Raw genomic sequence first — 22,677 nt, forward strand, 5'->3', positions numbered from 1 at the left:
TGGCTTCTTTTATTTAAAAATCAGGGCTTTCAAGGCGGATTCACAATCTAAATCAGCAAATTCTGGCGGGTTATCCAAACGCTCGATGAACTGCAGTTGCGGCGCTTCTTGCTGCATGCTTTCAATCAGAAAATCGCTGCTCACCATGGGTGAATTGACACACGCTAATACCTCCCCCTTCTCAGCCAATAACTCAGGTAATCGACGCAATATACGCTTATAATCTTTGCTCAGCGCAAAGCTTCCTTTTTGAAACGATGGTGGGTCAATCACAATCAGATCGTAAGGACCCGATTTTTTAATTTTTCCCCAAGATTTAAAGATATCATGCGCCAAGAACTTCACTTGATTCAGGTTATGACCATTGAGGCGATGGTTTTCACGCCCTCTTGATAGTGATGATTTCGCCATATCAACATTGACGACGTTATCTGCACCACCAGCAATAGCTGCGACAGAAAAACCGCAGGTATAGGCGAAGAGATTTAACACATTTTTATGCTGCGCTTGGCCGCGGACCCAATCACGCCCATACCTCATATCCAGAAATAGCCCGCTATTTTGGTTACGTCCCAAGTTCAGTTGATAGCGTAAACCGCTCTCAGTGACCACAGGTGCATCTTCTAACTCACCAAACAATACCTGAGCAGGAGCTCCATCCTGATAACGGTGTTGAAGTAACACACAGCGGCCGCCTTTTTGTAACCACAACTCTTGTTGAGTGAAACGCTCAACTCCTTGCTGTAATTCGGTGAGAAACCCATCATCGACGGGCTTAAATAGTGAGATGACTAATTGCCCCTGCAGCCAATCACATGTGAGCTGTTCTAGCCCCGACCAACGTCGTCCTCGTCCATGGAAAAGGCGGCGAACCTCGTCGGGTGCGTGCTCAAGCTGAGAGGTTAAATAGTCAAAAAACACGGGCAATGCGCTTGCTTGCATGAATCGTTACTCTTGTTTTTAGAGATAGCACTATCGGTTAGCTATCAAAATGAATGGATTACAAAGCGGGCCAGTCGAGCTGCCAAGGCGTCAACCATGCGTCTATCGCGCTGCTAACTTCAGTGCTCTGCCATTGCTGACCAAAATCTTGGTAATGTCTTGGATCACACACCAACTCAAGAACTTGCCCTTGATACGTGAAGCACAGGGCAAAAGCATGAAGATAACCACGGTCAGCTTGGCTTGACGGCGAATAAATATGATCCCCAACAATCGAAGAGCCGAGCGAATTGAGCGCAACACGAATCTGGTGCGTTTTACCCGTATGCGGCTTACAGATAAATACACGCTCACCGGGCCTTCCTGCGACAGAAAAAAACTGAGTTACTGCAGGGTTCTCAGTACTCGCAACCAACTTCCACGCTGAGCGACGAGCTCGCACCATATCACCGCGAATCAGACCTTGCTTCTTCTTCGGCTTTTTCGTTCCGATAGCCAAATAGAACTTTTGAATTTTTCGCTCAGCAAACAATTGTGATAAACGACGGGCACTGTCATGACTTTTAGCCAAGATCAAAAGGCCTGATGTCATCTTATCCAAACGGTGAACCAAATATAACTTTTGGCACTCAACCGCTTTGGCCACCGAAGACACCAGTACGGTATCTCCGTCATCCTTATGCACAGACACATTCGGGTGTTTATTGATGACAACAAAGTCGGAATGAGAATATACGATGTCAAACATTAAGCCGCTCCAATTAGGTGGCGAAAGTATACCGATTCAAACAGCGAATACCAGAAAACCGCGGCGACTGAAACGCAAAAAGCCCCCTAAAAGGAGGCTTTTCAGACCTGTCATCGTTATAGAATTGAAAATACGAATACCATAACAATGGCAACTGGGCATACAAGGCGCACATACCACGGCCAAATCTTCCAGAACAGACCTTGCTCGATCTCTGGATTACCCTGCTTAATCTCATTCAGCAAATTGTTACGATGCCAGATCCAGCCAACAAACACAGCCCAAACCGCGCCAAGTAACGGCTGCATGTAGACCGTTGTAAAGGTCGCAACAAAGTTAAATAACGCGCCAAAGTTGAGTGAAATCACAATGCTGGTCAGCATGATCACACCACCAATAAGCCACGTAGCTTTACCACGAGTCATGTTTAATTCATCTTGAGCACAAGACACGGGGACTTCAAGCAGTGAAATCGATGATGTCAGCGCAGCAATCACCATTAAGATAAAAAAGACCGTACCGATAAGAATACCCGCACTGCCCATGGTATCAAACATCGAAGGCAATACTTGGAAGACCAAATCACTTGAGCTAATCAATTCGCCCGCGTTATTAAAAATCTCAACACCATTGTGTTTGGCCACAAACATCGCAGGCAAAATCAACAGCCCTGCCCCAAAGGCAACACCGGTATCAATCGCCGCAACTTGTGCCGCTGTTTTAGGAATATTCACGTCTTTCTTCAAGTACGAGCCGTAAGCAATCATCGAGCCAACGCCGAGAGAGAGTGAGAAGAAGGCTTGGCCTAGCGCATCAACCAATAAAGGTGCGGTGATATGTGAAACATCAGGAATCAGGTACATTTTCAGACCTTCAACCGCACCATCTTGCGTAAAGATGTACACAATCATAATTGCAAACAGCGCAAACAGCATCGGCATCAGACGCGTTGACCACTTTTCAATACCGTCAGCCACGCCATTCTTCACAACGTAAATGGTTAATAGGGAAAACAGCACAGACAGTGACACATTACGGCTATCCCCAAAGTTGATTAACCATTCGGAAACCGAAGTCACACCTAACGCTTCAAAAGTGGGTGCTGCTGAAAAGCCCATGAGCCAACCAGCAATAATGGAGTAGAAGCTTAGGAGAAGTGACGCCGTCACCATGGCAATTAAGCCAAAAAAGGTCGCGCCAGCTCGGTTACGTGTCCAGATACTACGTAGTGCAGCGACGGGATTTGACTGACCATGACGACCAATCGTTAACTCTGCGACCAACATTGGAAAGGCGAGCAAAAACACCATCACCAAGTAGATCACCAAAAATGCTGCGCCACCGTTACTCGCCGCCTTTGTCGGAAAACCCCAAACGTTTCCTAAACCAACAGCAGAGCCTGCTGCTGCCATAATGAACCCTAATCGCGTTGAAAAGTGTTCTCTTGAATTTGTTGCCATAATCGTTCTATTACCACTGTTGTGTTTGCTTTCTGCATTCCCAAAATCAAGTGTAAAATTAAGTGTACACAAAGCTGAATTTTGGGGTTACCGCGAAGTGTGGCAAGTAAATCAGTTTATGTTTAGGATTGGAAGACCAAACGGTATATTTTTTGGTTTTGAACAATATTTTTACTTTTAAATGCTGCCTTTTTGAACACTCATAACGCATCCTTCTCCTTTCTATTTGTTATATACATTTAATCTCTTATTTAAATTTCATGCATATTGGCGCCATGGCGGTTCCTCTTGTATCAAATTCGTTTTAGTATCTACGTTCCAAACCAATGACCAGGATTTCAAATGGAAAAGTTCTACCATTTCTTAACCTTAGCCGGAATTGTCGTCTACTGGTTGCTGGTTGCAGGTGTTACTCTAAGAGTGGTACTCAAGCGCCGAGCGGTCAGCATCTCTCTCGCCTGGCTAATGATCATCTACATCCTGCCGATTGTGGGCGTGATCTGCTATTTTCTCTTTGGTGAAATGAACCTTGGAAAAAAACGCGCTGAACGTGCAAAAGAGATGTTCGAGCCCTTTGGCCACTGGTTTAACCAACTTAACGATTGTAACGCCCACTCTCCTGAAACCATGGGGCGGCATATCTACAAAATTGACCAACTGTGTAATCACAGATTAAGCCTACCTGCATTAAGTGGAAATACACTGTCTCTGCAAAGCTCACCACAAGATATTTTGCACTCGGTGATCAATGATATTGAGAACGCACAAACGTCGATTCAGATGGTGTTTTATATCTGGCACCCAGGAGGGCTTGCGGATTCCGTGGCGACGGCGCTGATTCAAGCAGCAAAACGAGGGGTAAAAGTTCGATTGCTGCTCGACTCTGCGGGCAGCCCTCGCTTTTTCCGAAGCCCTTGGTACACCATGATGCGTGATGCCGGTATTGAGGTATTGCAAGCGTTAGAAGTCAGTCCTTGGCGTATCTTCTTACGTCGTCTTGATTTACGTCAGCATCGAAAGATCATCGTCATTGATGAACTCGTCGCCTACACCGGTTCGATGAATATGGTCGACCCCGCCTATTTCAAGCAAAATTCTGGTGTTGGTCAGTGGGTCGATATCATGGTGCGAGTCACTGGCCCAAGCGTTAACGTGATGTCAGCGATCCATGGCTGGGACTGGGAAGTTGAAACGGGTCGGCGTATGTTACCTTCTCTGCCTGAGTGCAGTGTTGAACCTGAAGAAGTACAAAACCCAATTCAGGTGGTTCCTTCTGGCCCGGGAATGCCAGAATACTTGATCCATCAGGTCCTGACCTTAGCCATCAACCAAGCCAATGAATCGGTCCGTATCACAACACCTTATTTTGTCCCTAGCGCCGATTTAGTTGAAACCTTAAAAATGACAGCGCAGCGTGGCATCGAAGTAGAACTGATTATCCCCCATAAAAATGATTCAATGATGGTGCAGTGGGCATCTCGCGCGTTTTACACTGAATTGATGCAAGCGGGTGTGAAAATCTATGAATTCTATGGTGGCCTTCTGCACACTAAATCCGTAGTCATAGATCGCCAGTTTTGTTTAGTTGGGACCGTCAACATGGATATGAGAAGCTTATGGCTTAACTTTGAGCTCACGCTCGCCATTGACGACGAAACCTTTACGCAAGAAATGTATGAACTTCAACAAAGCTATATCGAACAGTCATACCGTGTTGATTTTACTGAGTGGCAGAAACGTAGCTTTTATTCTCGTTTCTTAGAACGGGTTTTCTATCTTTTTAACCCATTATTGTAATTTATTGGTCTAAATCGCCTTATTCAGTATTTTTTTATCTGAGATATAAGAAATTGACAGGCTAACAAACGTACAGTTAACGTTTTTTGCCCTTGATATTCAAGCGTTCACATGATTTAAATAAGCAATAACGTTAAGACAAGGAACGCTTATGTCGCAAGACAAACAAACCAAATTAATTACTGCGGGCCGCAACAAAAAATGGACTCATGGCGGCGTGAACCCACCCGTACAACGTGCGTCTACCGTCGTTTTTGACACGGTCGCGGATAAAAATTACGCAACCATCAACCGCGCAAATAAAACCCTCTTTTATGGACGTCGCGGCACAACAACCCACTTCGCATTCCAAGAAGCGATGACAGAGATTGAAGGTGGCGCTGGATGCGCGTTATTCCCTTGCGGCACTGCGGCAATCTCCAATACGCTACTGGCTTTTGTAGAGTCTGGCGATCATATTTTAATGGCTGATACCTGTTACGAGCCTACTCGTGATTTTTGTGAAAAAATCCTTAAAAAAATGGGGATCGAAACCACCTATTACCCGCCGATGATAGGAGCTGATATTGAAAGCTTGATTCAGCCGAACACGAAAGTCCTATTTTGTGAATCACCGGGCTCTATCACAATGGAAGTGCAGGATATTCCGACTCTTTCACGTATCGCCCACGACAATGACATTATTGTCATGTTGGATAATACATGGGCTGCGGGGGTGAACTTTTCGCCTTTTGATCATGGCGTCGATATCTCGATTCAAGCAGCGACCAAGTATATTGTCGGTCACTCCGATGTCATGCTGGGAACCGCTGTTGCGAGCAGTGAATACTGGGATCAACTGCGTGAACAAGCTTACTTAATGGGCCAGTGTATTTCTCCTGATGACGCGTATTTAGGATTACGTGGGCTGCGCACGCTGGACATCCGCCTACAGCAGCATGCGCAAAGCAGCTTGAAAATTGCCAAGTGGCTACAAACGCGCCCTGAAGTGGACCATGTGCGCCACCCTGCGCTCGACACTTGTCCCGGTCACGAATTTTTTGAACGGGATTTTACTGGCGGTAACGGGCTGTTTTCCGTTGTATTGAAAACCAGCGAACCTCGCGCCACCACCGCATTGCTTGACGGTATGAAGCATTTCAGTATGGGCTACTCTTGGGGCGGGTTTGAAAGTCTGATTTTGGCCAACGAACCCAAAAGTTTCAACAGTCTGAGGACAGTCGCTAACCCGGGCTTTGAAGGCACCTTGATTCGTCTACACATTGGGCTTGAAAATGTGGATGACCTCATCGCGGATCTTGAAGCTGGACTAAGCCGTTATAACGCGGTGATCCTTGAAAAAGAATCGAGCGCCTCTTAACGGCGTCTTTTGAGAAGTAAAAAGTCTGCCCGTTGGCAGACTTTTTTGTTTCTTACCATCTCAATAACAAATTAGCGATGCTTTTTAGGGCAATCAATAAGGTGATCATTCACCATGCCAGTTGCTTGCATTAACGAATAGCAAATCGTCTCACCAACAAATTTGAAACCGCGCTTTTTTAAAAATTTGCTCATCGCTTTTGAGGTGGGTGTTGATGCAGGCACTTGAGACATCGATTCCCAATGGTTAATCAACGGTTGGTTGTCGACAAATTGCCACAATGCATTGGAGAGTGAGCCATATTCTTGAATCAATTCGAGCGTCGCCCTAGCATTAGTAAACACCGAAGCAATTTTCCCGCGATGTTTGACTACATCAAATTGCTCAATAATGACTTCAACATCGTGCTCACCTTTTTGTGCCAGTTGGGCAATATCATAATCAAGAAAGGCCTGACGATACCCTTCACGCTTTTTAAGAATCGTGATCCAGCTTAACCCTGCTTGAGCTCCCTCAAGTGTCACAAACTCAAACAAGATGCGATCATCATATACGGGAACGCCCCACTCTCTATCATGATATTCTCGCTCTAGAGGATGATTAAGCGCCCATGCGCAAATGTTTGTCTCCGTCATGATGTTCGTCCTAATGTCAGCAGAATTGGCGCAAAAAATACAAAGGCGCTGCTAAGCCTATCGCTCGCAGCGCCGAATATTTTAACTTACCGCCAATTTGACGCTATCACAAATTTTTGAATTCGCGATTAACTTTAAACGATTCTGACGTCACATACGCTTCCATCGTCTTTACGCGATGTTCAATCTGCTCAAAATCTTGCTCCAACGTTGAGAGCAACTCACTGACGCCAAGCCCCGATTGCCATGGCTTGTTTTTAAGCGTGTGCTCACGAGCCGCTTGGATATTTTTCTGATACGTTGGAGGGGTCTTCTCGAGCATAAACGTCATCGCGAAGTAGACCAAGACAACCAGAAAACTGCCCCCTAGCAAGAACGCAGATATCACCAAAATACGAACAATCCAAACTTCCATGCCAAAGAAATTGGCTAACCCAGCGCAGACCCCAGACAGTTTGCCATTCACCGGATCGCGATACAGATCAGTCATAACGATTCCTCCAGCTTGGCGATTCTGCATCTAAAATACGCTCTAGGGTTTCAACGCGCTGTTGCAACCCTCGCGCCTTTTCCGTTAACTGATGTAACCGCTCGTGCTCTTCTCCAGAGAGGCTATGGCTCATTTTGCGTTTGCTACGATAGTGTAAAATTAACCACAAAGGGGCCACGAAAATTAAAAAAACAATCAATGGACCGGAAAACAAAACCGAAGACATTTTTATCGCTCCTTATACAGCCCACAAGTGAGCCCGTTATTATTGGCAGAGAGTGTACATACGACCTTATTGCTGCTTATTTTCCATATCCGCTTTAAGCTTTGCGAGTTCTTTTTCAATCTCATCTTGCGCTTGAAGCTCCGCGAACTCTTGGTCGAGCGATTTACCTTGACCGCTATTGGAGTACAAATCTGCCTCAGCTTCTAACTCATCAATTTTACGTGAGTACTGATCAAATTTTGCCATGGCTTCATTGGTTCGTGCAGTGTGCAGGTGCTTTTGCACATCCCGACGATTTGAAGCCGCTTGATTGCGAATAGCGAGTGCTTGTTGCTTGGCGCGAGTTTCGGTAATTTTACTTTCCAGCTTACTGATTTCACTGGTCAATTTTTCTATCGTCTCCTCGACAAGTGTTTGCTCAGTATGAAGACCTTTGAGGACATCTTGTAATTTTTGCTTTTCAATCAGCGCTGCGCGAGCCAAATCTTCTCTTTGCTTGGTCAATGCCAGTGTCGCTTTTTGCTGCCATTCCTCAACTTGAGATTCAATTGCTTCGACTTTGCGAGCCAGCTCTTTTTTATCCGCAATCGCTTTTGCAGAGTTGGTTCTTACTTCAACAAGAGTATCTTCCATCTCCTGAATAATGAGACGAATCATTTTTTCAGGGTCTTCTGCTTTATCAAGTAGCGCACTAATGTTGGAATTGATGATATCGGTAAATCGAGAAAAAATGCCCATGTGACACTCCTTTATTAACAAAATTGGTGAGCGCGAATTGCGGCTCGATGAGTATGGTTAATCAACAAACGTGCCAAGATTAAATGCAATACAATTCAATAAGTTAAAAAATAGGGTCTTGTGCTCAGACAGAAAGCGTGATGAATTTAACCGATAGTAGGCGAAATTAACCAACTCTAAAGGTGCGCAATGCAACAGAATTTAATTGGGCAATCCCCAGCGTTTCTCTCTGTGCTTGATAAAGTCTCAAAACTGGCCGCTATTGAACGCCCGGTTTTGATCATTGGCGAACGAGGCACCGGAAAAGAGTTGATTGCTCAGCGACTTCATTATCTGTCGGCACGTTGGGACCAGCCTCTTATCTCTCTTAATTGCGCTACCCTAAGTGAAGGTTTGATCGATTCGGAATTATTTGGTCATGAATCAGGGGCATTTACTGGCGCTCGAGGTCAGCATAAAGGGCGCTTCGAACGCGCAGAAGGAGGCTCTCTTTTTCTTGATGAGCTGGCTACATCGCCACTGCTGGTTCAGGAAAAACTACTTCGAGTGATTGAATACGGCGAATATGAGCGGGTTGGCGGTGATAAGTTGATGAGCGCGAATGTACGTCTTATTTGTGCAACCAATGCTAATTTGCCTGAAATGGCCAGCCAAGGCGAATTTCGCGCTGATCTGCTTGACCGCTTAGCGTTTGATGTCATTCAATTACCACCACTTCGCCACCGCACAGAAGATATTCTGTTGCTTGCCGAACACTACGCTATTCGCATGTGCCGAGAAATCGGATTAGAGTATTTCGCTGGGTTTTCGCTTTCCGCCCAAAACGCCCTACTCAGTTACCACTGGCCAGGCAATGTGCGTGAGCTAAAAAATGTCATCGAGCGCGCGGTCTATCAGCACGGTCAGCAACAAACGCCTATTGAGATCTTACAGTTCAATCCGTTTGAGGTGGAATGGCACCCTGACAAGCAAACACAACAGCAAGAAGTGGAACAACCCAAACAGCCACTCAGCAAGCTTGAATTTCCTATCGATTACAAAACTTGGCAAGCAGAACAAGATATCGAGTTACTCACGCACGCCATGCAACAAGCCAAATTTAATCAGCGTAAAGCGGCTGAACTGTTAGGACTGAGTTACCATCAATTTCGCGGAATGATTAGAAAGTATCAGCTCACTAACCTATCTTAAACTAAAAGGTTTTCCGTTTTTCATTTGGTTCACAATAGCAAAAATGGTAAATTACTCTGATCCAAAGGCATCTGGAATTCATGCCTTATGTCTTGTTTAAATGAATTTGAGCTCTCTATGAAAGCTTTTGTAAAACTGACGCTAAGTATTTTTAGCCTTAGCTTGCTCGCTGGTTGTGGTAAAGAGATTGACCATAGTGAAATCAGAAAAACTGGCTTTGTGTTTTGTGGCCAAGCTGGTCCGGAAACCTTTAATCCACAACTGGTCGACAGTGGCATTACATCGGAAACCTTGAGCCCTCAACTCTTCGATACATTATTAGTGCTCGATCCCACGTCTTATCAGCCACAACCCAATATTGCCACTAAGTGGACAGTGAATGATGCGGGTACTGAATATACGTTTACCCTACGTAATAACGTGCAATTCCATCACACCGCCTGGTTTACGCCGACTCGTCCATTAAATGCCGATGACGTGGTGTTTAGCTTTAAACGCATCATTGATGAAAATCATCCTTTCCACCATACTGGCAATGCCACTTACCCTTGGTTTTACGGCATTGATTTTCAAAATTTGGTGACCAAGGTAGAAGCGCTGTCTGAACATCAAGTTAAGTTCACACTTAGTCGCCCAGATAACAGCTTTTTATCAAATATCGCGACCAGCCACGCCGTCATTCTCTCCAAAGAGTATGCGACGCAATTGGAATTACGCGACGAAAAACCGCAACTTGATGAAAAACCCGTCGGCACTGGGCCTTTCTATCTAGAAGATTACCAAGCCAACGACTTAGTTCGCCTCAAACGTCACAACCGCTATTGGAAACAACCTGCCTTGATGCAGCAAGTGGTGTTTGATATTTCTCACCGAGGTACTGGCACACTGGCGAAATTACTGCGTAACGAGTGTGATGTGCTGAGTTCCCCGATTTCAAGCCAGATTCCGATCATTGAAGCCAGTGATAACATTGAATTGACGGCCAAACCAACCATGAACGTTTCATTTATTGCGGTTAATACCTCACATCCTGCGCTCAATGACGTTCGCGTGCGTAAGGCGTTAAACTACGCCATTAATCGTCAAAATATTCTCGATTCGGTGTACTACGGTACCGGCACCCAAGCCTATTCATTACTTCCGCCCGATTCTTGGGCCTATCAACGTGAAAATACCCAAATTCGCTACGACCGGAATTATGCAATTGGTTTATTGCGTGAAGCAGGTTATGAGCAAGGATTAGAGCTGACAATGTCTGTTCCCTTGGAGCCTCGTTCTTATAACCCAAGCCCGAGAAAGACTGCTGAGCTAATTCAATCAAACCTTGCGGATGTTGGTGTGCAGCTACGTATCGTGACAGACGACCGTTTTGACCGCCAGCAATCGCTGCAAACCAATAGCGACCTGTATCTCACTGGGTGGATTGCCGATACTGGCGACCCAGATAACTTTTTACGCCCGCTGCTCTCTTGTTACTCACACAACGCAGGCGTTAATATTGCAGGCTGGTGTAACCCTGATTTTGATTTCCTACTCGATCTCGCGTTAGAAGTCGATAAAACGCGTTACCGCATTAACTTGTATAAACAAGCTCAAAACATACTGAACGAGAGTTTTCCGGTGATACCACTCAGTCACGGGATGCAATTTCGCGCCCATTCAAAAACACTAACGGGTTTCCGCGTCAGCCCTTTCAACGCTCAGCCGTTTGATTTGGTAGAGAGGGTTAAATAAATGGTTTTGTACGCTATTCGACGTTTTAACCTGTTTATTATCACCTTGCTGATATTGACCGTGGTCGGTTTCAGTTTGCTACGACTCGACCCAAGTTCACACTGGAATGAAATTGGCTTCTGGCAAGGTTGGTCAAGCTACCTCGGTGAACTGCTGCAGCTAAATTTCGGCGTGAATAAAAATGGCGTGGCGATCGTTGACGAACTCAAAGTCGTCTTTCCTGCAACGCTTGAGTTATGTTTGATCGCGTTTGTTATGTCGCTGTTGGTGGGCATTCCACTCGGTACCATTGCCGGCATGAAGCAAGGTAAATGGATTGATAATATTATTTCATTCATTTCGATGTCCGGTTACTCGACGCCCATCTTCTGGTTTGCGCTGATGATGATCATGTTCTTCTCACTCAAATTCGAAGTTTTTCCTGTCTCTGGTCGTTATGATCTCCTCTACGACTTCAAACACGTCACCGGTTTTTCGATCATTGATGCCTTTATCTCCGAGGGTGAATATCGCGCCCACGCGTTAAAAAGTGTTATCGAACATTTAATGTTACCGTGTCTGGTTTTAGCACTGACGCCAACCACCCAAGTGATTGGTCAAATGCGAACCGCAGTTGCTGAAGTGATGCGTCAAAACTACATTCGCGCCGCGCGTATTAAAGGTCTCTCGACGTACGAAATTGTCACTCAACATGTGCTTAGAAACGCTATTCCGCCGATCATCCCTAAAATTGGGGTTCAACTGTCGACCATGATAACCTTAGCGATTATGACCGAGTCGATTTTTAACTGGCCCGGCATTGGACGCTGGCTCCTTGATGCTTTAGCCAACCAAGATTATGTTTCGATTCAAGCCGGCGTGATTGTCGTTGCGACACTGGTTTTAACCGCCAACATACTCTCCGATTTGATTGGCGCCATCATCAACCCATTGGTGAGAAAGGAATGGTATGCTAACAAATAGTGTTTACCAGGAAGAGCATATTCCCACTCAGTTTGAGCGATTTTGGCGCAGCTATCGTGCCAATAGCATGGCGATGTTTGCCCTGTGGTGCTTAGTCCTTATTGTGCTGATCACGCTTGCCGCACCGTGGATTGCTCCGAATGATCCGCAGATGCAGTCAGGTGAGCTTTTACTGCCGCCATCTTGGAATCCTGCGGGTACCGTCGATTACTTTTTGGGCACCGATGACTTAGGCCGCGATATTTTGTCGCGCTTAATTGATGGCTCACGCCTAACCTTTGGCGCCGCCGTCATCATCACCGCGGTTGCAGCATTAGTGGGTTGTTCGATCGGCATTTTAGCAGGCATGACCAAAGGCTTGCTGTCGAGCACGCTAAACCACCTGCTCGATACGGTAATGTCTATTCCTTCATTGCTGCTGGCGATCATTTTTGTCGCTTTCCTCGGCTTTGGGGAATTTAATATCTTACTGGCGATAGGCCTTGCGCTGATTCCGCGTTTCATTCGCTCGGTCTATTTGGCCGTGCACCGTGAAGTAGAGAAAGATTACATCATGGCCGCCCGCTTAGATGGCGCCAATGATCTCTATCTACTGTGGAACTCGATTTTCCCAAATATTTTGGTGGTCATTGCGTCAGAAATCACCTTAGGTTTAACCATTGCCATACTCGACATCACTGCACTTGGTTTTTTGGGTTTGGGCGCCCAAGCCCCAAGCACCGAGTGGGGAGCGATACTCGGTGACTCTGTTGAACTTATTTACTTAGCGCCGTGGACAGTAACGCTTCCGGGGCTCGCCATCATGTTTACCGTAATTATCATCAATTTAGTTGGTGAAGGCGTCAGACGCGCGCTAAACGCAGGAATCGAATAATGGCATTGTTGGACATTCGTCATCTGACGATAGAAATTGAAACCCCACAAGGCTTGATGAAAGCGGTTGACCGAATGAGCCTCACCATGACCGAAGGCGAAATCCGTGGGCTGGTTGGTGAGTCTGGATCGGGCAAAAGTTTGGTTGCCAAAGCCATTGTTGGCGTGATGAAAGATAACTGGCGCGTGTCGGCTGACCGCATGCGCCTAGGCAACGTTGATTTGTTGCAGCTTACTCCCCGCGAGCGCCGCCGTGTGATTGCTCGCGATGTCGCCATGATTTTTCAGGAGCCATCAACCTGTTTAGACCCTTCGGAAGAAGTGGGCCGTCAGCTTATTGAATCCATTCCATCACGCGCGTTTGCTGGCAAGTGGTGGCAACGTTTTAAATGGCGTCGGAAACAAGCGAAAGGATTATTGCATAAAGTGGGCATCAAAGATCACCATCGCATCATGAAAAGTTATCCGTATGAGTTAACCGATGGTGAATGTCAAAAAGTCATGATTGCAATGGCGATTGCGGCTAAGCCCAAACTTTTGATCGCCGATGAGCCAACGAACGACCTTGATCCAATCACCCAATCGCAAATTTTGCGCTTGCTTAGTCGTATGAATCAGATCGACAACACCACAATTATGCTGGTTGGACATGACTTAACCACCATCACCCAATGGGCAAACCGCATTACGGTTATGTATTGTGGGCAGTCGGTGGAATCGGCAGATACGAAAAAGATCATGGCAAAACCTAAGCATCCTTATACTGCGGCGCTACTCAAAGCGATGCCCGACTTTGACGAAAGTATCCCTCATAAGCAGAAACTACAATCGCTTCCTGGCTCGATTCCACCGTTGCAGCACCTGCCGATTGGTTGTCGTCTAGGCCCGCGCTGCCCTTATGCTCAACGCCAATGTGTGGAGAGCCCGCGTACTCAGCGTATTAAAAATCATAAGTTTGCCTGTCATTTTCCTCTCAATACTGAAAAGAAGGTCAGTGACAAAAAAGTTAGTGATAAAAAAGCAATTGAAAAACGCGGCATGGGTAAAAAGCCTCTAGAGAGTAAACCGGTCAGCGATAAAGCAGCCATAACGGAGAAAGGTGCATGAGCAGTCTGTTAGAAGTCGCGGGGTTATCTAAAGATTTTATTACCCGCCCCGGCTTATTTCGTAAGCAAATTCATCACGCAGTCAAACCCGTCAATTTCAGTTTAGACGCTGGGCAAACCATTGGTTTCATTGGCCAAAATGGCTCTGGAAAATCAACAGTGGCACGGATGTTGGCGGGAGTCATTGAGCCATCATCAGGTGAGATTCGCGTGAATGGTGAGCTGCTTGAGCATAAAGATTATTCGACACGTTGTAAGCTGATTCGAATGATATTTCAAGATCCCAATACTTCGCTCAATCCGCGAATTCAAATAGGTCGAATCCTTGAAGGACCACTGATTCGAAACACCAGTATGAGCCACGAAGCGCGAACGAAACGGGTCAAAGAGACCTTACTTCGAGTGGGCTTGCTGCCTGAACATGCTTACTTTTATCCACAAATGCTGGCCACAGGTCAAAAACAGCGTGTGTGCTTAGCTCGAGCTTTAATTCTTCAGCCATCGATCATCGTAGCCGACGAAGCCCTTAATGGACTCGATATGGCCATGCGTTCGCAGATTCTTAACCTCTTTTTAGAACTACAGGAAGAAATGGGTGTGTCTTTTGTCTATGTTTCACAGCACATTGGAGTGATTAAACACATCACCGATAAAGTGATGGTGATGCACGAAGGCAAAGTGGTGGAAGCCGGTGCGACAGCAGAAGTATTAGCCAACCCTCAGCACCCTATTACCCAACGAATGATTGATAGCCACTTCAATAAAGCACCAATGGTGAAATAAGCGTTTCCCCTACTCCTTAGCATATAAGCGTCCACATCAAACCGCGCCCAAGTCACTGTCCTTGGGCGCTTTGCCATCCGCACTATCACTCATAGTTATGAACTGATGAAACTCAGCCATCAACCCAATGGTCGACTTTCATCAATTTGTGATTGAGCCGATAGATTCGCCATTCCTCGCCGTTCATTTTGTGAACTATTTGTCTTTTCTATATAACAACCATTCTCAGCTAATATTATTAGTAATAGTATTATTCAAAACAATAAAACCTCATAAAACCCTACAAAGAACCGAACAAGGAAGAACCTATGGCTTCATCAATTGAGATCAAAAATCTAACCAAAGCGTTTGATGGCTCAAAGGTTTTAGACGACATTACCTTCCATATCAACGAACGAGAATTTATCGTTTTCCTTGGTCCATCTGGCTGTGGAAAATCGACGCTACTTCGCATGATTGCCGGACTTGAGAATTTAAGCGACGGTGAAATTTGGATGGATGGCCATCGTCTCGATACCTTAGCCCCTGGTAGTCGCAATATCTCTATGGTTTTTCAAAGTTATGCGCTTTATCCGCACATGACCGTCGAAGAAAATATGACCTTTGGTTTAAAAAACATAGGTACAGAAAAAGCAGTGATCAACAAGCGCGTTAGCGAAGCATCGCGCATCTTAGAAATAGAACATTTACTGAAACGCAAACCGGCAGAATTGTCGGGCGGGCAACGTCAACGGGTAGCGATTGGGCGAGCGATTGTTCGTGAGCCAAGCGCCTTTTTGTTTGACGAGCCACTGTCAAACTTGGATGCCGCGCTTCGCAGCCGAACTCGTATCGAATTGGCTCAACTTCACCAACGCGTGAACGCAACGATGATTTACGTGACTCACGATCAAGTCGAAGCCATGACATTGGCCGACCGAATTGTGGTACTCAATCAAACCAAGATAGAACAAATTGGTACGCCAATCGAAATCTATCAGCGCCCAGCGAGTAAATTTGTCGCGGGTTTTGTTGGCTCTCCTGCGATGAACTTCTTACCCGTCGAGCGTCTTGTTTCACAACATGACCGAGCACTCATCCATGTGGATCCATTTGAGCCTCTAGCAACCACAGTCAGTGCAGATGCCCTGCCATTTGATGATAAGTTTGAAATGGGTATTCGCGCTGAAGATATTTACGTGACGGCTGCAGATGCTCGCTGCCACGCCACCGGTGTGGTCAACTTTATTGAACGTCTCGGTGACAGAACCTTGGTCTACGTTGAACTCTCTACCGGGCAAATGATCATCGCCGAAGCAAGCAGTAAAGAGCTTATCGAACTTAACCAAGCGATTGGATTGAACATTGACCTTGAGTCTATACATTTGTTTGACTCACAAGGCCGTGCCTACCACGGAGGCCGAGTATGATTCAGGAAGCGAGGTCTGCTCGAGAACGTTGGGGGAACTTTTTATTTGTTACCCCTTACTTATTTGTCTTTGTCACCATGATTGCCATTCCACTCGTTTGGGGTATTCATCTTAGCTTTCAAAAGGTGGATTTATTTGGTCCTGGGCAATTTGTCGGGCTCAGTAATTACGAGCGCCTATTTAGCAATAAAATCTTTTTGCAAACCGTCTGGAATACGTGTTACTTCGTCTTGTTTACTGTGCCTATTTTGGTGGTTATCGGCCTGTTACTTGCGTTGGCGCTCAACCAACAAACGCGCACTGCCAATGTGCTACGCGGGATTTTCTTTGCATCGACGATTCTATCGGTCACCGTTGTCACTCTCATTTGGCGAATTATTTTTATCCCCAATGATGGCTTTATGGCGATGGTTTTCCGTTGGTTTAACCTCGAACCGATTCCGTTCTTATCCAGCCCAGATTGGTCATTGCACTCGATCGGTATTGCCACCATTTGGTGGTGTCTCGGTCTGCCGATGATTTTATTCACTGCGGCGTTACAGCAGATTCCAAAAGAGCTGTACGAAGCGGCTCAACTCGATAATGCCAGTAAATGGACAACGTTTCACCGTATTACACTGCCATCGATAACTCGCACCATCATATTGGTGACTATCATCGAAATTGTCATGCAATTTCAACTGTTTGGTCAGGCACTATTGATGACCAATGGAGGCCCCAACAACTCATCGCGTTCGATTGTCATGTTCATATATGACGCGGGCTTCCGTCGCTGGGATATCGGTATGGCTGCGGCTGCATCACAAATATTGTTTGTGATTATTCTAATCGCCGCCCTTGCGCAATTTGCCATGAGCCGTAAGAAGGGATAAGGATTATGAGCGAAATGAGAGTTTCATCTGCACCACGCGTGCCATCGTCTGACCAGCCTCAGACTCATACATATAACCCAAATAAACATAAAACATCCAAAGCCATTTTGTGGCTCACCATCGTGATGTCTTTCATTATGCTGGCGCCATTTTTATGGATGGTTGGGCTAAGTCTTAAAAACAACCAAGAACTGATGCTTGGAACGGATGCGGTATTTCGCTTCCCGTATACGCTGCAAAACTACGTGGATATTTTCCACAACTCATCGGTCTTTCAATGGCTAATGAACAGTTTAGTCGTATCCGGCTGCATGACACTGGGGGTACTCGTACTATCGTCATTGGCCGGATACGCTTTTGCTCGCTTGGACTTTCCATGCAAAAAAGTCCTGTTCGTCATCGTGTTGATGGGACTTGCTGTCCCAGAACAAGCGGTAATCATTGCGCGCCACCAGCTATTTAGTGAAGTTCAGCTGCACAACACCTATTTAGGCTTAATTCTTCCTGGGCTTTCTGCGCCGTTTGGCGTGTTCCTTATGACTCAGTTTTTTAAAGCAATCCCCAAAGAGATCGATGAAGCAGCGATCATGGATAACGCCTCTAAATTTAAGATATTTTGGAAAGTGTTACTGCCATTGACCGTTCCAGCTCAGGCAACATTGGCCATTTTGACCTTCTTAACATCATGGAATGACTATTTCTGGCCGCTAATTTCTGCGACCGATAAGTCAATGTATACCATCACCATTGGTATCGCTTCGTCGCAGACCAACTTTGCACAAAGTGAAGGCTTAGGCTTTTTGAGTTCACAAGCCATCTTCTCGGCGATTCCGATTATCTTGGTTTACATCTTCTTCCAAAAACACATTGTGACAGCCGTTGCTGGCGGCGCAGTCAAACAATGATGACAAGCAAATAATAATTAACACGCTCTGCTGTTTGAGCACCCAAAACGTGAATGCCTATCATCACTGGTAGGCAAAAATTAACGATAACAAAAGGCTTTGCTATGAAAACCTACTTATCAACTCTGTCACTCGCAGTCGGCTGTTTGCTCTCTGCTGGCGCCGTACAAGCCAAAACCGACCTCAATATTCAGCGATTTTTTGGGGCGTGTGAAGCAGAGTATGGTCAATCGACTGATGTGGCTTCATCAAGCGGTGAATGCGGCATCATGACAACCTTACTCAATAAATTCGACAAAGAAAATCCAGATATTGAAGTGCATGTCTCTACCGTAGAATGGCCAGGATATGATCAGCTCACCGCGCAAATGGCATCACGTACGCCGCCAGATGTGGTCACCATGCATAACTCGGTTATCTCCGATTATCAGTCACGTAACTTAATCGTGCCTATTGATGACTTTCTGACCACAGCCAACATTGATAAGTCGACGTTTACGCCAACCGCCACGAATGGCGTGACGCGTGAAGGACATTTCTATGGCCTGCCGATTGATACTTGGACCATGCTGTTTCACATCAACATGGACTTGATGAAACAAGCCAAATTAGTTGATGACGCAGGTAACGCTATTCTACCCAACTCGCCAGAAGAATTACTGGCTCAAGCCAAGCAGTTTAAAGATGCCACAGGCAAACCGTATTTCATTCAAATCTTATCTAATGAAACCGCGGCCTATGCACGCATGTTCTACACCTACATGTTCCAGCAAAACAGCGGCTTCTTTGATGATGCGAACAAAATCTCTTTGCAAACCCCAGAAGCCAAGAACATCGTCAATCTGTTCAAGACCATTTATGAGCAAAACCTGACGACCAAAAATATGGACTACCCAGCTACGGTCTCAGCGTTTAGTAATGGTCAAGGCGGAATCTTACTCAATGGTAACTGGCTACTTGGTACCTATGATGAACAATCGCACCAAGAAAGCAGCCCACTGTACAACAGCTATGATGTTGCCCCCTACCCGATGCTGTTTGATGGCGCAAAAGCCCATTATGTGGATGGTCACTCTTGGGTTGTACCGAATCAACGCCGCTCTGATGAAAAAGATGCCGCGATTGCAAAACTATTTAAATTCTTTGCAGACAATGACATAGAATGGTCGCGTACCGGTCATTTACCGAGCGTTGCGAGTGTATTGGATGATGATCAATTCTTGTCACTTCCTCATCGTCAAGAGATTCTGTCGATCACCCAGACAGGTCGCGGCCTGCCTGCTGGCGTTAAACGTCAATGGGCGATTCAGGACATTATTGGCGAAGAACTGGCTGCCGCAATCATGGGCAATAAACCCGTTGATGAAGCGTTAGCGGATGCGGAAAGCCGCATCAACGATATGCTCGCAAACCTCTAAATCCATGTTCATATAATACGATTAACAGAAGTAGAGCTATGCGTAAGAAAAAAGTCACAATGTTAGATATCGCCACTGCGGTTGGCGTTTCACAACCCACCGTATCAATTATTTTAAACGGCTCTGACAGCGTGAAAATATCGCAAGAAACTCGCGATAAAGTGATCAATAAAGCGAAAGAGTTGGGCTACAAAATGCGCGCCCACATTTATCACGCTCAATCACATCGGCGCATCGCTCTACTGGTTAATAGCATGAACATGCATGACCCTTTCATCAATGCGCTTAGCGCTGCGAAAGTACGTGCATGGGAACTGGACGCTATTTTGACAGTTTTTGACTACGAAGATAACGAAGAGTTAAAAACCTGCATGCTAGAGACCATCTTAAACGGTAATTTTGATGGTTTGATTTACGCGTTAAATACACCCACTGAAATCGATGATGCGCTGCCCACCTCTTTGCCCGTATTAATGCTCAATTGCACACATACAGCAAAAACGTCGACCATTCCAAGTGTCGTAACCTCGGATTTTCTTGGTGGTTACCATGCGGCCCAACACCTGATTGACAGCGGTTATCAACGCATTGCGATGATAACGGGTGAAAGTTGGGCAGACTCCTCTGTTCAACGCCTTCGTGGATTTCGCCAAGCGATGACCAATGCAGATCTTCCTGTCAATGAAGCTTGGATCAAACCAGGAAACTGGTCCGTAAAACAAAGCTATCTAGAAACCCAAGCACTGCTCAACGACAGCGTTCGACCGGATGCGATTTTTTGTGCTAGTGACTTAATGGCCTTAGGCGCATACCAAGCCATTACTCACGCAAACCTAACGATTCCTGAGGATATAGCCGTCATTGGCTACGATAACCAACTTTTGGCCAGCCAACTGACGCCCTCTCTCTCGTCGGTCGACCTTCCCTACGATGAAATGGGCCGTGTCGCCGTCGAAACCTTGCTGTCCCCGACATCACCTGAACTGCTTTTGATGAAAATAGAAGGTGAATTAGTGTGCCGAGAGTCCACTTAATGTCGGAATTACTTTTATAGAAACAAACCATGATTTCATGGCTAGGAGCCCCAATGAGTTTAACCAACCCATTCATTGAACAACGTGCAGACCCATTTGTGTATTTGCACAGCGACGGTTATTACTATTTCACGGCGTCAGTCCCTGAGTATGATCGCCTTGAACTTCGCCGCGCTCAAGACTTGGCCGAACTGGCCACGACCAATGAGATCGTTGATGTATGGCACAAACCCAGTAGCGGGCCATATTCAGACCTAATTTGGGCACCAGAGATTCACTATATTGACGGCACGTGGGCTATCTATTTCGCCGCCGCGCCAAATCGTGAAATTGTCGATAATGCTTTTCAGCACCGCATGTACGCCATCACGACTCAAGCCGATAACCCGTTAGAGGGTCAATGGAGCGAACCCACTCAAGTCGATAGCGGGCTCGCCAGTTTTTGTTTAGATGCCACGTGTTATAAACATAACGGTCAATGGTATTACATCTGGGCGCAGAAAGATGCGGTGATTCCAGGTAACTCCTGCTTGTATATCGCCACGATGGATTCACCAACACATTTGTCAAGTGAACCTGTGCTATTAACCAAACCGGAATTTGATTGGGAAGTGCAAGGCTTTTTGGTCAACGAAGGCCCTGCAGTCTTACATCGTCACGGACGCATCTACCTAACGTACTCAGCAAGTGCAACCGATGAACGTTATTGCATGGGGTTACTGTCTATTGATGAAAATGCTGACTTATTGGACGCTTCCAATTGGCACAAAGCGCTGTCGCCAATTTTTGTCACCGATGAAGAGAAGCACATCTATGGCCCTGGCCACAATAGCTTTACGACCAGCAAAGACGGTCAGCGTGATTATATGATTTATCATGCGCGCAACTATAAAGGCATTGAGGGAGACCCTCTATGGGATCCAAACCGTCACGCTTGTATTCAGCCTGTGCTTTGGTCTGAAGACGGTTTACCTATTTTCGGCTCGCCGCAAAATGAAATTGAGTTTGAAGGATAAAACAGAAAGGGGCCATCGCGGCCCCTTGTTGTTTCTCAAGACGTATTATTCGCCCAGCTGCGCTTGTAACCAAGGCCAGCCTTGTTTTTTACGACTTAACGTATTTGCCATCATCAATACGCCTTCATGCTGGTGTTTATCAAGCTTACTCGCCCATTCCCCAGTATAAATTAACCGTGTTTGCGCGCTGGTAATATCGGTAAGCATCACAGCAGCAAACGCAAGGTTTTGCTCGTCGCAGCGGCGTTGTAAATCCTGATTAAGCGCATCAATCATGCTATCAACTTGGTCAAGTGTCGCCAGTTCAATCTGACCGACAACGACATCACGTCCATTAAATGAATACGCTTTAAGATCTTTCTCGACCAACTCAGCGGCGCTTAACCCTTCGATGTCGGTTTTCGCAATCAACAGTGCTTTGATAAAGGCATCAAGATCATCAACGTTGGCTAACGTGGCCAGTGCCTCAACGGCTTGTTTGTCTTTGTCTGTGCACGTTGGCGAAGCAAAACCGACGGTATCAGACAAAATGGCTGACATCATTAGCGTTGCCATCGATGGCGTGATCGCCACGTTCTCTAACTGAAGCAAGTTAAATAGGATGGTACAAGTGCATCCTACAGGCCAAATCCATGCTTCAAGCGGGTTGGTGGTCATGATGTCGCCTAAGCGATGATGATCGATAATGCCTAAAATCTCGGCGTGTTGAATATCATCTGGGGCTTGGGCGACGTCACTGTAATCGACTAACCATACTTTCTTACCCGCGACTTGAGTGCAAAGCTCTGGCTGATCAACACCTGCGCACTCCAAGATATGTTGCGTTTCACGATTAAGTTCACCTTGGCGAACGGCTTTGGCTTCTAAACCACGCGCGGTTAATAGTGCTTCGGTAACCAATGCACTACAGATACTGTCGCTGTCTGGGTTTTTATGTCCAACAACTAAAATCATTATAATTCCTAATTACTTACCAA

General features: G+C 46.0%; 21 protein-coding genes and 1 pseudogene. 14 read left to right on the forward strand and 8 right to left on the reverse strand.

Annotated features, from left to right (window positions below; translation table 11 throughout):
• Window positions 1–9: 9 nt before the first annotated feature.
• From ACFFUV_RS05215 to ACFFUV_RS05225, 3 genes are all read right to left on the reverse strand, one after another.
• A complete protein-coding gene (locus ACFFUV_RS05215; protein ID WP_390190238.1) occupies window positions 10–942 on the reverse strand; it encodes a class I SAM-dependent methyltransferase in 933 nt (310 codons plus the stop codon).
• Window positions 943–1,000: 58 nt separating this feature from the next.
• Window positions 1,001–1,690 (reverse strand): TIGR01621 family pseudouridine synthase, encoded by a 690-nt coding sequence (locus ACFFUV_RS05220; protein WP_390190240.1) that lies wholly within the window; start codon window positions 1,688–1,690, stop codon window positions 1,001–1,003.
• Window positions 1,691–1,806: 116 nt separating this feature from the next.
• Complete coding sequence (locus ACFFUV_RS05225; RefSeq protein WP_390190242.1) at window positions 1,807–3,150, reverse strand: sodium-dependent transporter; 1,344 nt, start codon at window positions 3,148–3,150, stop codon at window positions 1,807–1,809.
• Window positions 3,151–3,492: 342 nt separating this feature from the next.
• Between ACFFUV_RS05225 and cls the strand changes: the two genes are divergently transcribed.
• Entirely contained in the window at window positions 3,493–4,947 is a 1,455-nt protein-coding gene (cls, locus tag ACFFUV_RS05230; protein WP_390190244.1) for a cardiolipin synthase, read from the forward strand.
• 151 nt (window positions 4,948–5,098) lie between these two features.
• Entirely contained in the window at window positions 5,099–6,307 is a 1,209-nt protein-coding gene (locus ACFFUV_RS05235) for a cystathionine beta-lyase (protein WP_390190246.1), read from the forward strand.
• A gap of 71 nt (window positions 6,308–6,378) precedes the next feature.
• On the opposite strand, the gene ACFFUV_RS05240 is transcribed toward ACFFUV_RS05235, so the two are convergent.
• The 4 genes from ACFFUV_RS05240 to pspA form a co-directional block, all read right to left on the reverse strand.
• A complete protein-coding gene (locus ACFFUV_RS05240; protein ID WP_390190248.1) occupies window positions 6,379–6,942 on the reverse strand; it encodes a DNA-3-methyladenine glycosylase I in 564 nt (187 codons plus the stop codon).
• A 106-nt stretch (window positions 6,943–7,048) separates the two neighbouring features.
• Window positions 7,049–7,462, reverse strand: coding sequence for an envelope stress response membrane protein PspC (gene pspC / locus ACFFUV_RS05245; protein ID WP_390190250.1), 414 nt, complete (start codon window positions 7,460–7,462; stop codon window positions 7,049–7,051).
• A complete protein-coding gene (gene pspB, locus ACFFUV_RS05250; RefSeq protein WP_390190252.1) occupies window positions 7,425–7,658 on the reverse strand; it encodes an envelope stress response membrane protein PspB in 234 nt (77 codons plus the stop codon). The genes pspC and pspB overlap by 38 nt, the downstream gene beginning before the upstream one ends.
• Window positions 7,659–7,724: 66 nt before the next feature.
• Complete coding sequence (gene pspA / locus ACFFUV_RS05255; RefSeq protein WP_390190253.1) at window positions 7,725–8,396, reverse strand: phage shock protein PspA; 672 nt, start codon at window positions 8,394–8,396, stop codon at window positions 7,725–7,727.
• 189 nt (window positions 8,397–8,585) lie between these two features.
• Between pspA and pspF the strand changes: the two genes are divergently transcribed.
• The 12 genes and pseudogenes from pspF to ACFFUV_RS05315 all read left to right on the forward strand — a co-directional run bounded on the left by pspF (window position 8,586) and on the right by ACFFUV_RS05315 (window position 21,700).
• Window positions 8,586–9,587, forward strand: coding sequence for a phage shock protein operon transcriptional activator (pspF, locus tag ACFFUV_RS05260; RefSeq protein WP_390190255.1), 1,002 nt, complete (start codon window positions 8,586–8,588; stop codon window positions 9,585–9,587).
• A 117-nt stretch (window positions 9,588–9,704) separates the two neighbouring features.
• Window positions 9,705–11,321, forward strand: a complete 1,617-nt coding sequence (gene sapA / locus ACFFUV_RS05265; protein WP_390190256.1) for an ABC transporter substrate-binding protein SapA — start codon at window positions 9,705–9,707, stop codon at window positions 11,319–11,321.
• On the forward strand, window positions 11,322–12,284 hold the full coding sequence (locus ACFFUV_RS05270; RefSeq protein WP_390190257.1) for an ABC transporter permease: 963 nt from the start codon (window positions 11,322–11,324) through the stop codon (window positions 12,282–12,284). It abuts the gene before it with no gap.
• Complete coding sequence (locus tag ACFFUV_RS05275; protein ID WP_390190258.1) at window positions 12,271–13,158, forward strand: ABC transporter permease subunit; 888 nt, start codon at window positions 12,271–12,273, stop codon at window positions 13,156–13,158. The genes ACFFUV_RS05270 and ACFFUV_RS05275 overlap by 14 nt, the downstream gene beginning before the upstream one ends.
• Window positions 13,158–14,147, forward strand: a pseudogene (locus ACFFUV_RS05280) (peptide ABC transporter ATP-binding protein); the annotation flags it as partial. The gene ACFFUV_RS05275 and the pseudogene ACFFUV_RS05280, both read left to right, overlap by 1 nt.
• 113 nt (window positions 14,148–14,260) lie before the next feature.
• Window positions 14,261–15,046 (forward strand): peptide ABC transporter ATP-binding protein, encoded by a 786-nt coding sequence (locus ACFFUV_RS05285; RefSeq protein ID WP_390190260.1) that lies wholly within the window; start codon window positions 14,261–14,263, stop codon window positions 15,044–15,046.
• 308 nt (window positions 15,047–15,354) lie between these two features.
• Window positions 15,355–16,455: an ABC transporter ATP-binding protein gene (locus tag ACFFUV_RS05290; protein WP_390190262.1), complete on the forward strand. Its 1,101-nt coding sequence runs from the start codon at window positions 15,355–15,357 to the stop codon at window positions 16,453–16,455.
• Window positions 16,452–17,327, forward strand: a complete 876-nt coding sequence (locus ACFFUV_RS05295) for a carbohydrate ABC transporter permease (protein WP_390190264.1) — start codon at window positions 16,452–16,454, stop codon at window positions 17,325–17,327. The genes ACFFUV_RS05290 and ACFFUV_RS05295 overlap by 4 nt, the downstream gene beginning before the upstream one ends.
• A 5-nt stretch (window positions 17,328–17,332) precedes the next feature.
• Window positions 17,333–18,232 (forward strand): carbohydrate ABC transporter permease, encoded by a 900-nt coding sequence (locus ACFFUV_RS05300; protein WP_390190265.1) that lies wholly within the window; start codon window positions 17,333–17,335, stop codon window positions 18,230–18,232.
• A 104-nt stretch (window positions 18,233–18,336) separates the two neighbouring features.
• Entirely contained in the window at window positions 18,337–19,650 is a 1,314-nt protein-coding gene (locus ACFFUV_RS05305) for an extracellular solute-binding protein (RefSeq protein WP_390190267.1), read from the forward strand.
• Between the two features lie 38 nt (window positions 19,651–19,688).
• Complete coding sequence (locus ACFFUV_RS05310; protein ID WP_390190268.1) at window positions 19,689–20,684, forward strand: LacI family DNA-binding transcriptional regulator; 996 nt, start codon at window positions 19,689–19,691, stop codon at window positions 20,682–20,684.
• A 53-nt stretch (window positions 20,685–20,737) separates the two neighbouring features.
• Window positions 20,738–21,700: a glycoside hydrolase family 43 protein gene (locus ACFFUV_RS05315; protein ID WP_390190270.1), complete on the forward strand. Its 963-nt coding sequence runs from the start codon at window positions 20,738–20,740 to the stop codon at window positions 21,698–21,700.
• Between the two features lie 45 nt (window positions 21,701–21,745).
• On the opposite strand, the gene ACFFUV_RS05320 is transcribed toward ACFFUV_RS05315, so the two are convergent.
• Window positions 21,746–22,654: a manganese-dependent inorganic pyrophosphatase gene (locus tag ACFFUV_RS05320; RefSeq protein WP_390190272.1), complete on the reverse strand. Its 909-nt coding sequence runs from the start codon at window positions 22,652–22,654 to the stop codon at window positions 21,746–21,748.
• Window positions 22,655–22,677 lie beyond the last annotated feature (23 nt).

The sequence above is a fragment of the Vibrio olivae genome (assembly GCF_042428525.1).
Classification (GTDB): domain Bacteria; phylum Pseudomonadota; class Gammaproteobacteria; order Enterobacterales; family Vibrionaceae; genus Vibrio; species Vibrio olivae.

Coding starts and splice junctions, on each gene's coding strand:
- ACFFUV_RS05215 (WP_390190238.1), bottom strand. CDS start 942: ATGCAAGCAAGCGCATTGCCCGTGTTTTTTGACTATTTAACCTCTCAG.
- ACFFUV_RS05220 (WP_390190240.1), bottom strand. CDS start 1,690: ATGTTTGACATCGTATATTCTCATTCCGACTTTGTTGTCATCAATAAA.
- ACFFUV_RS05225 (WP_390190242.1), bottom strand. CDS start 3,150: ATGGCAACAAATTCAAGAGAACACTTTTCAACGCGATTAGGGTTCATT.
- cls (WP_390190244.1), top strand. CDS start 3,493: ATGGAAAAGTTCTACCATTTCTTAACCTTAGCCGGAATTGTCGTCTAC.
- ACFFUV_RS05235 (WP_390190246.1), top strand. CDS start 5,099: ATGTCGCAAGACAAACAAACCAAATTAATTACTGCGGGCCGCAACAAA.
- ACFFUV_RS05240 (WP_390190248.1), bottom strand. CDS start 6,942: ATGACGGAGACAAACATTTGCGCATGGGCGCTTAATCATCCTCTAGAG.
- pspC (WP_390190250.1), bottom strand. CDS start 7,462: ATGCAGAATCGCCAAGCTGGAGGAATCGTTATGACTGATCTGTATCGC.
- pspB (WP_390190252.1), bottom strand. CDS start 7,658: ATGTCTTCGGTTTTGTTTTCCGGTCCATTGATTGTTTTTTTAATTTTC.
- pspA (WP_390190253.1), bottom strand. CDS start 8,396: ATGGGCATTTTTTCTCGATTTACCGATATCATCAATTCCAACATTAGT.
- pspF (WP_390190255.1), top strand. CDS start 8,586: ATGCAACAGAATTTAATTGGGCAATCCCCAGCGTTTCTCTCTGTGCTT.
- sapA (WP_390190256.1), top strand. CDS start 9,705: ATGAAAGCTTTTGTAAAACTGACGCTAAGTATTTTTAGCCTTAGCTTG.
- ACFFUV_RS05270 (WP_390190257.1), top strand. CDS start 11,322: ATGGTTTTGTACGCTATTCGACGTTTTAACCTGTTTATTATCACCTTG.
- ACFFUV_RS05275 (WP_390190258.1), top strand. CDS start 12,271: ATGCTAACAAATAGTGTTTACCAGGAAGAGCATATTCCCACTCAGTTT.
- ACFFUV_RS05285 (WP_390190260.1), top strand. CDS start 14,261: ATGAGCAGTCTGTTAGAAGTCGCGGGGTTATCTAAAGATTTTATTACC.
- ACFFUV_RS05290 (WP_390190262.1), top strand. CDS start 15,355: ATGGCTTCATCAATTGAGATCAAAAATCTAACCAAAGCGTTTGATGGC.
- ACFFUV_RS05295 (WP_390190264.1), top strand. CDS start 16,452: ATGATTCAGGAAGCGAGGTCTGCTCGAGAACGTTGGGGGAACTTTTTA.
- ACFFUV_RS05300 (WP_390190265.1), top strand. CDS start 17,333: ATGAGCGAAATGAGAGTTTCATCTGCACCACGCGTGCCATCGTCTGAC.
- ACFFUV_RS05305 (WP_390190267.1), top strand. CDS start 18,337: ATGAAAACCTACTTATCAACTCTGTCACTCGCAGTCGGCTGTTTGCTC.
- ACFFUV_RS05310 (WP_390190268.1), top strand. CDS start 19,689: ATGCGTAAGAAAAAAGTCACAATGTTAGATATCGCCACTGCGGTTGGC.
- ACFFUV_RS05315 (WP_390190270.1), top strand. CDS start 20,738: ATGAGTTTAACCAACCCATTCATTGAACAACGTGCAGACCCATTTGTG.
- ACFFUV_RS05320 (WP_390190272.1), bottom strand. CDS start 22,654: ATGATTTTAGTTGTTGGACATAAAAACCCAGACAGCGACAGTATCTGT.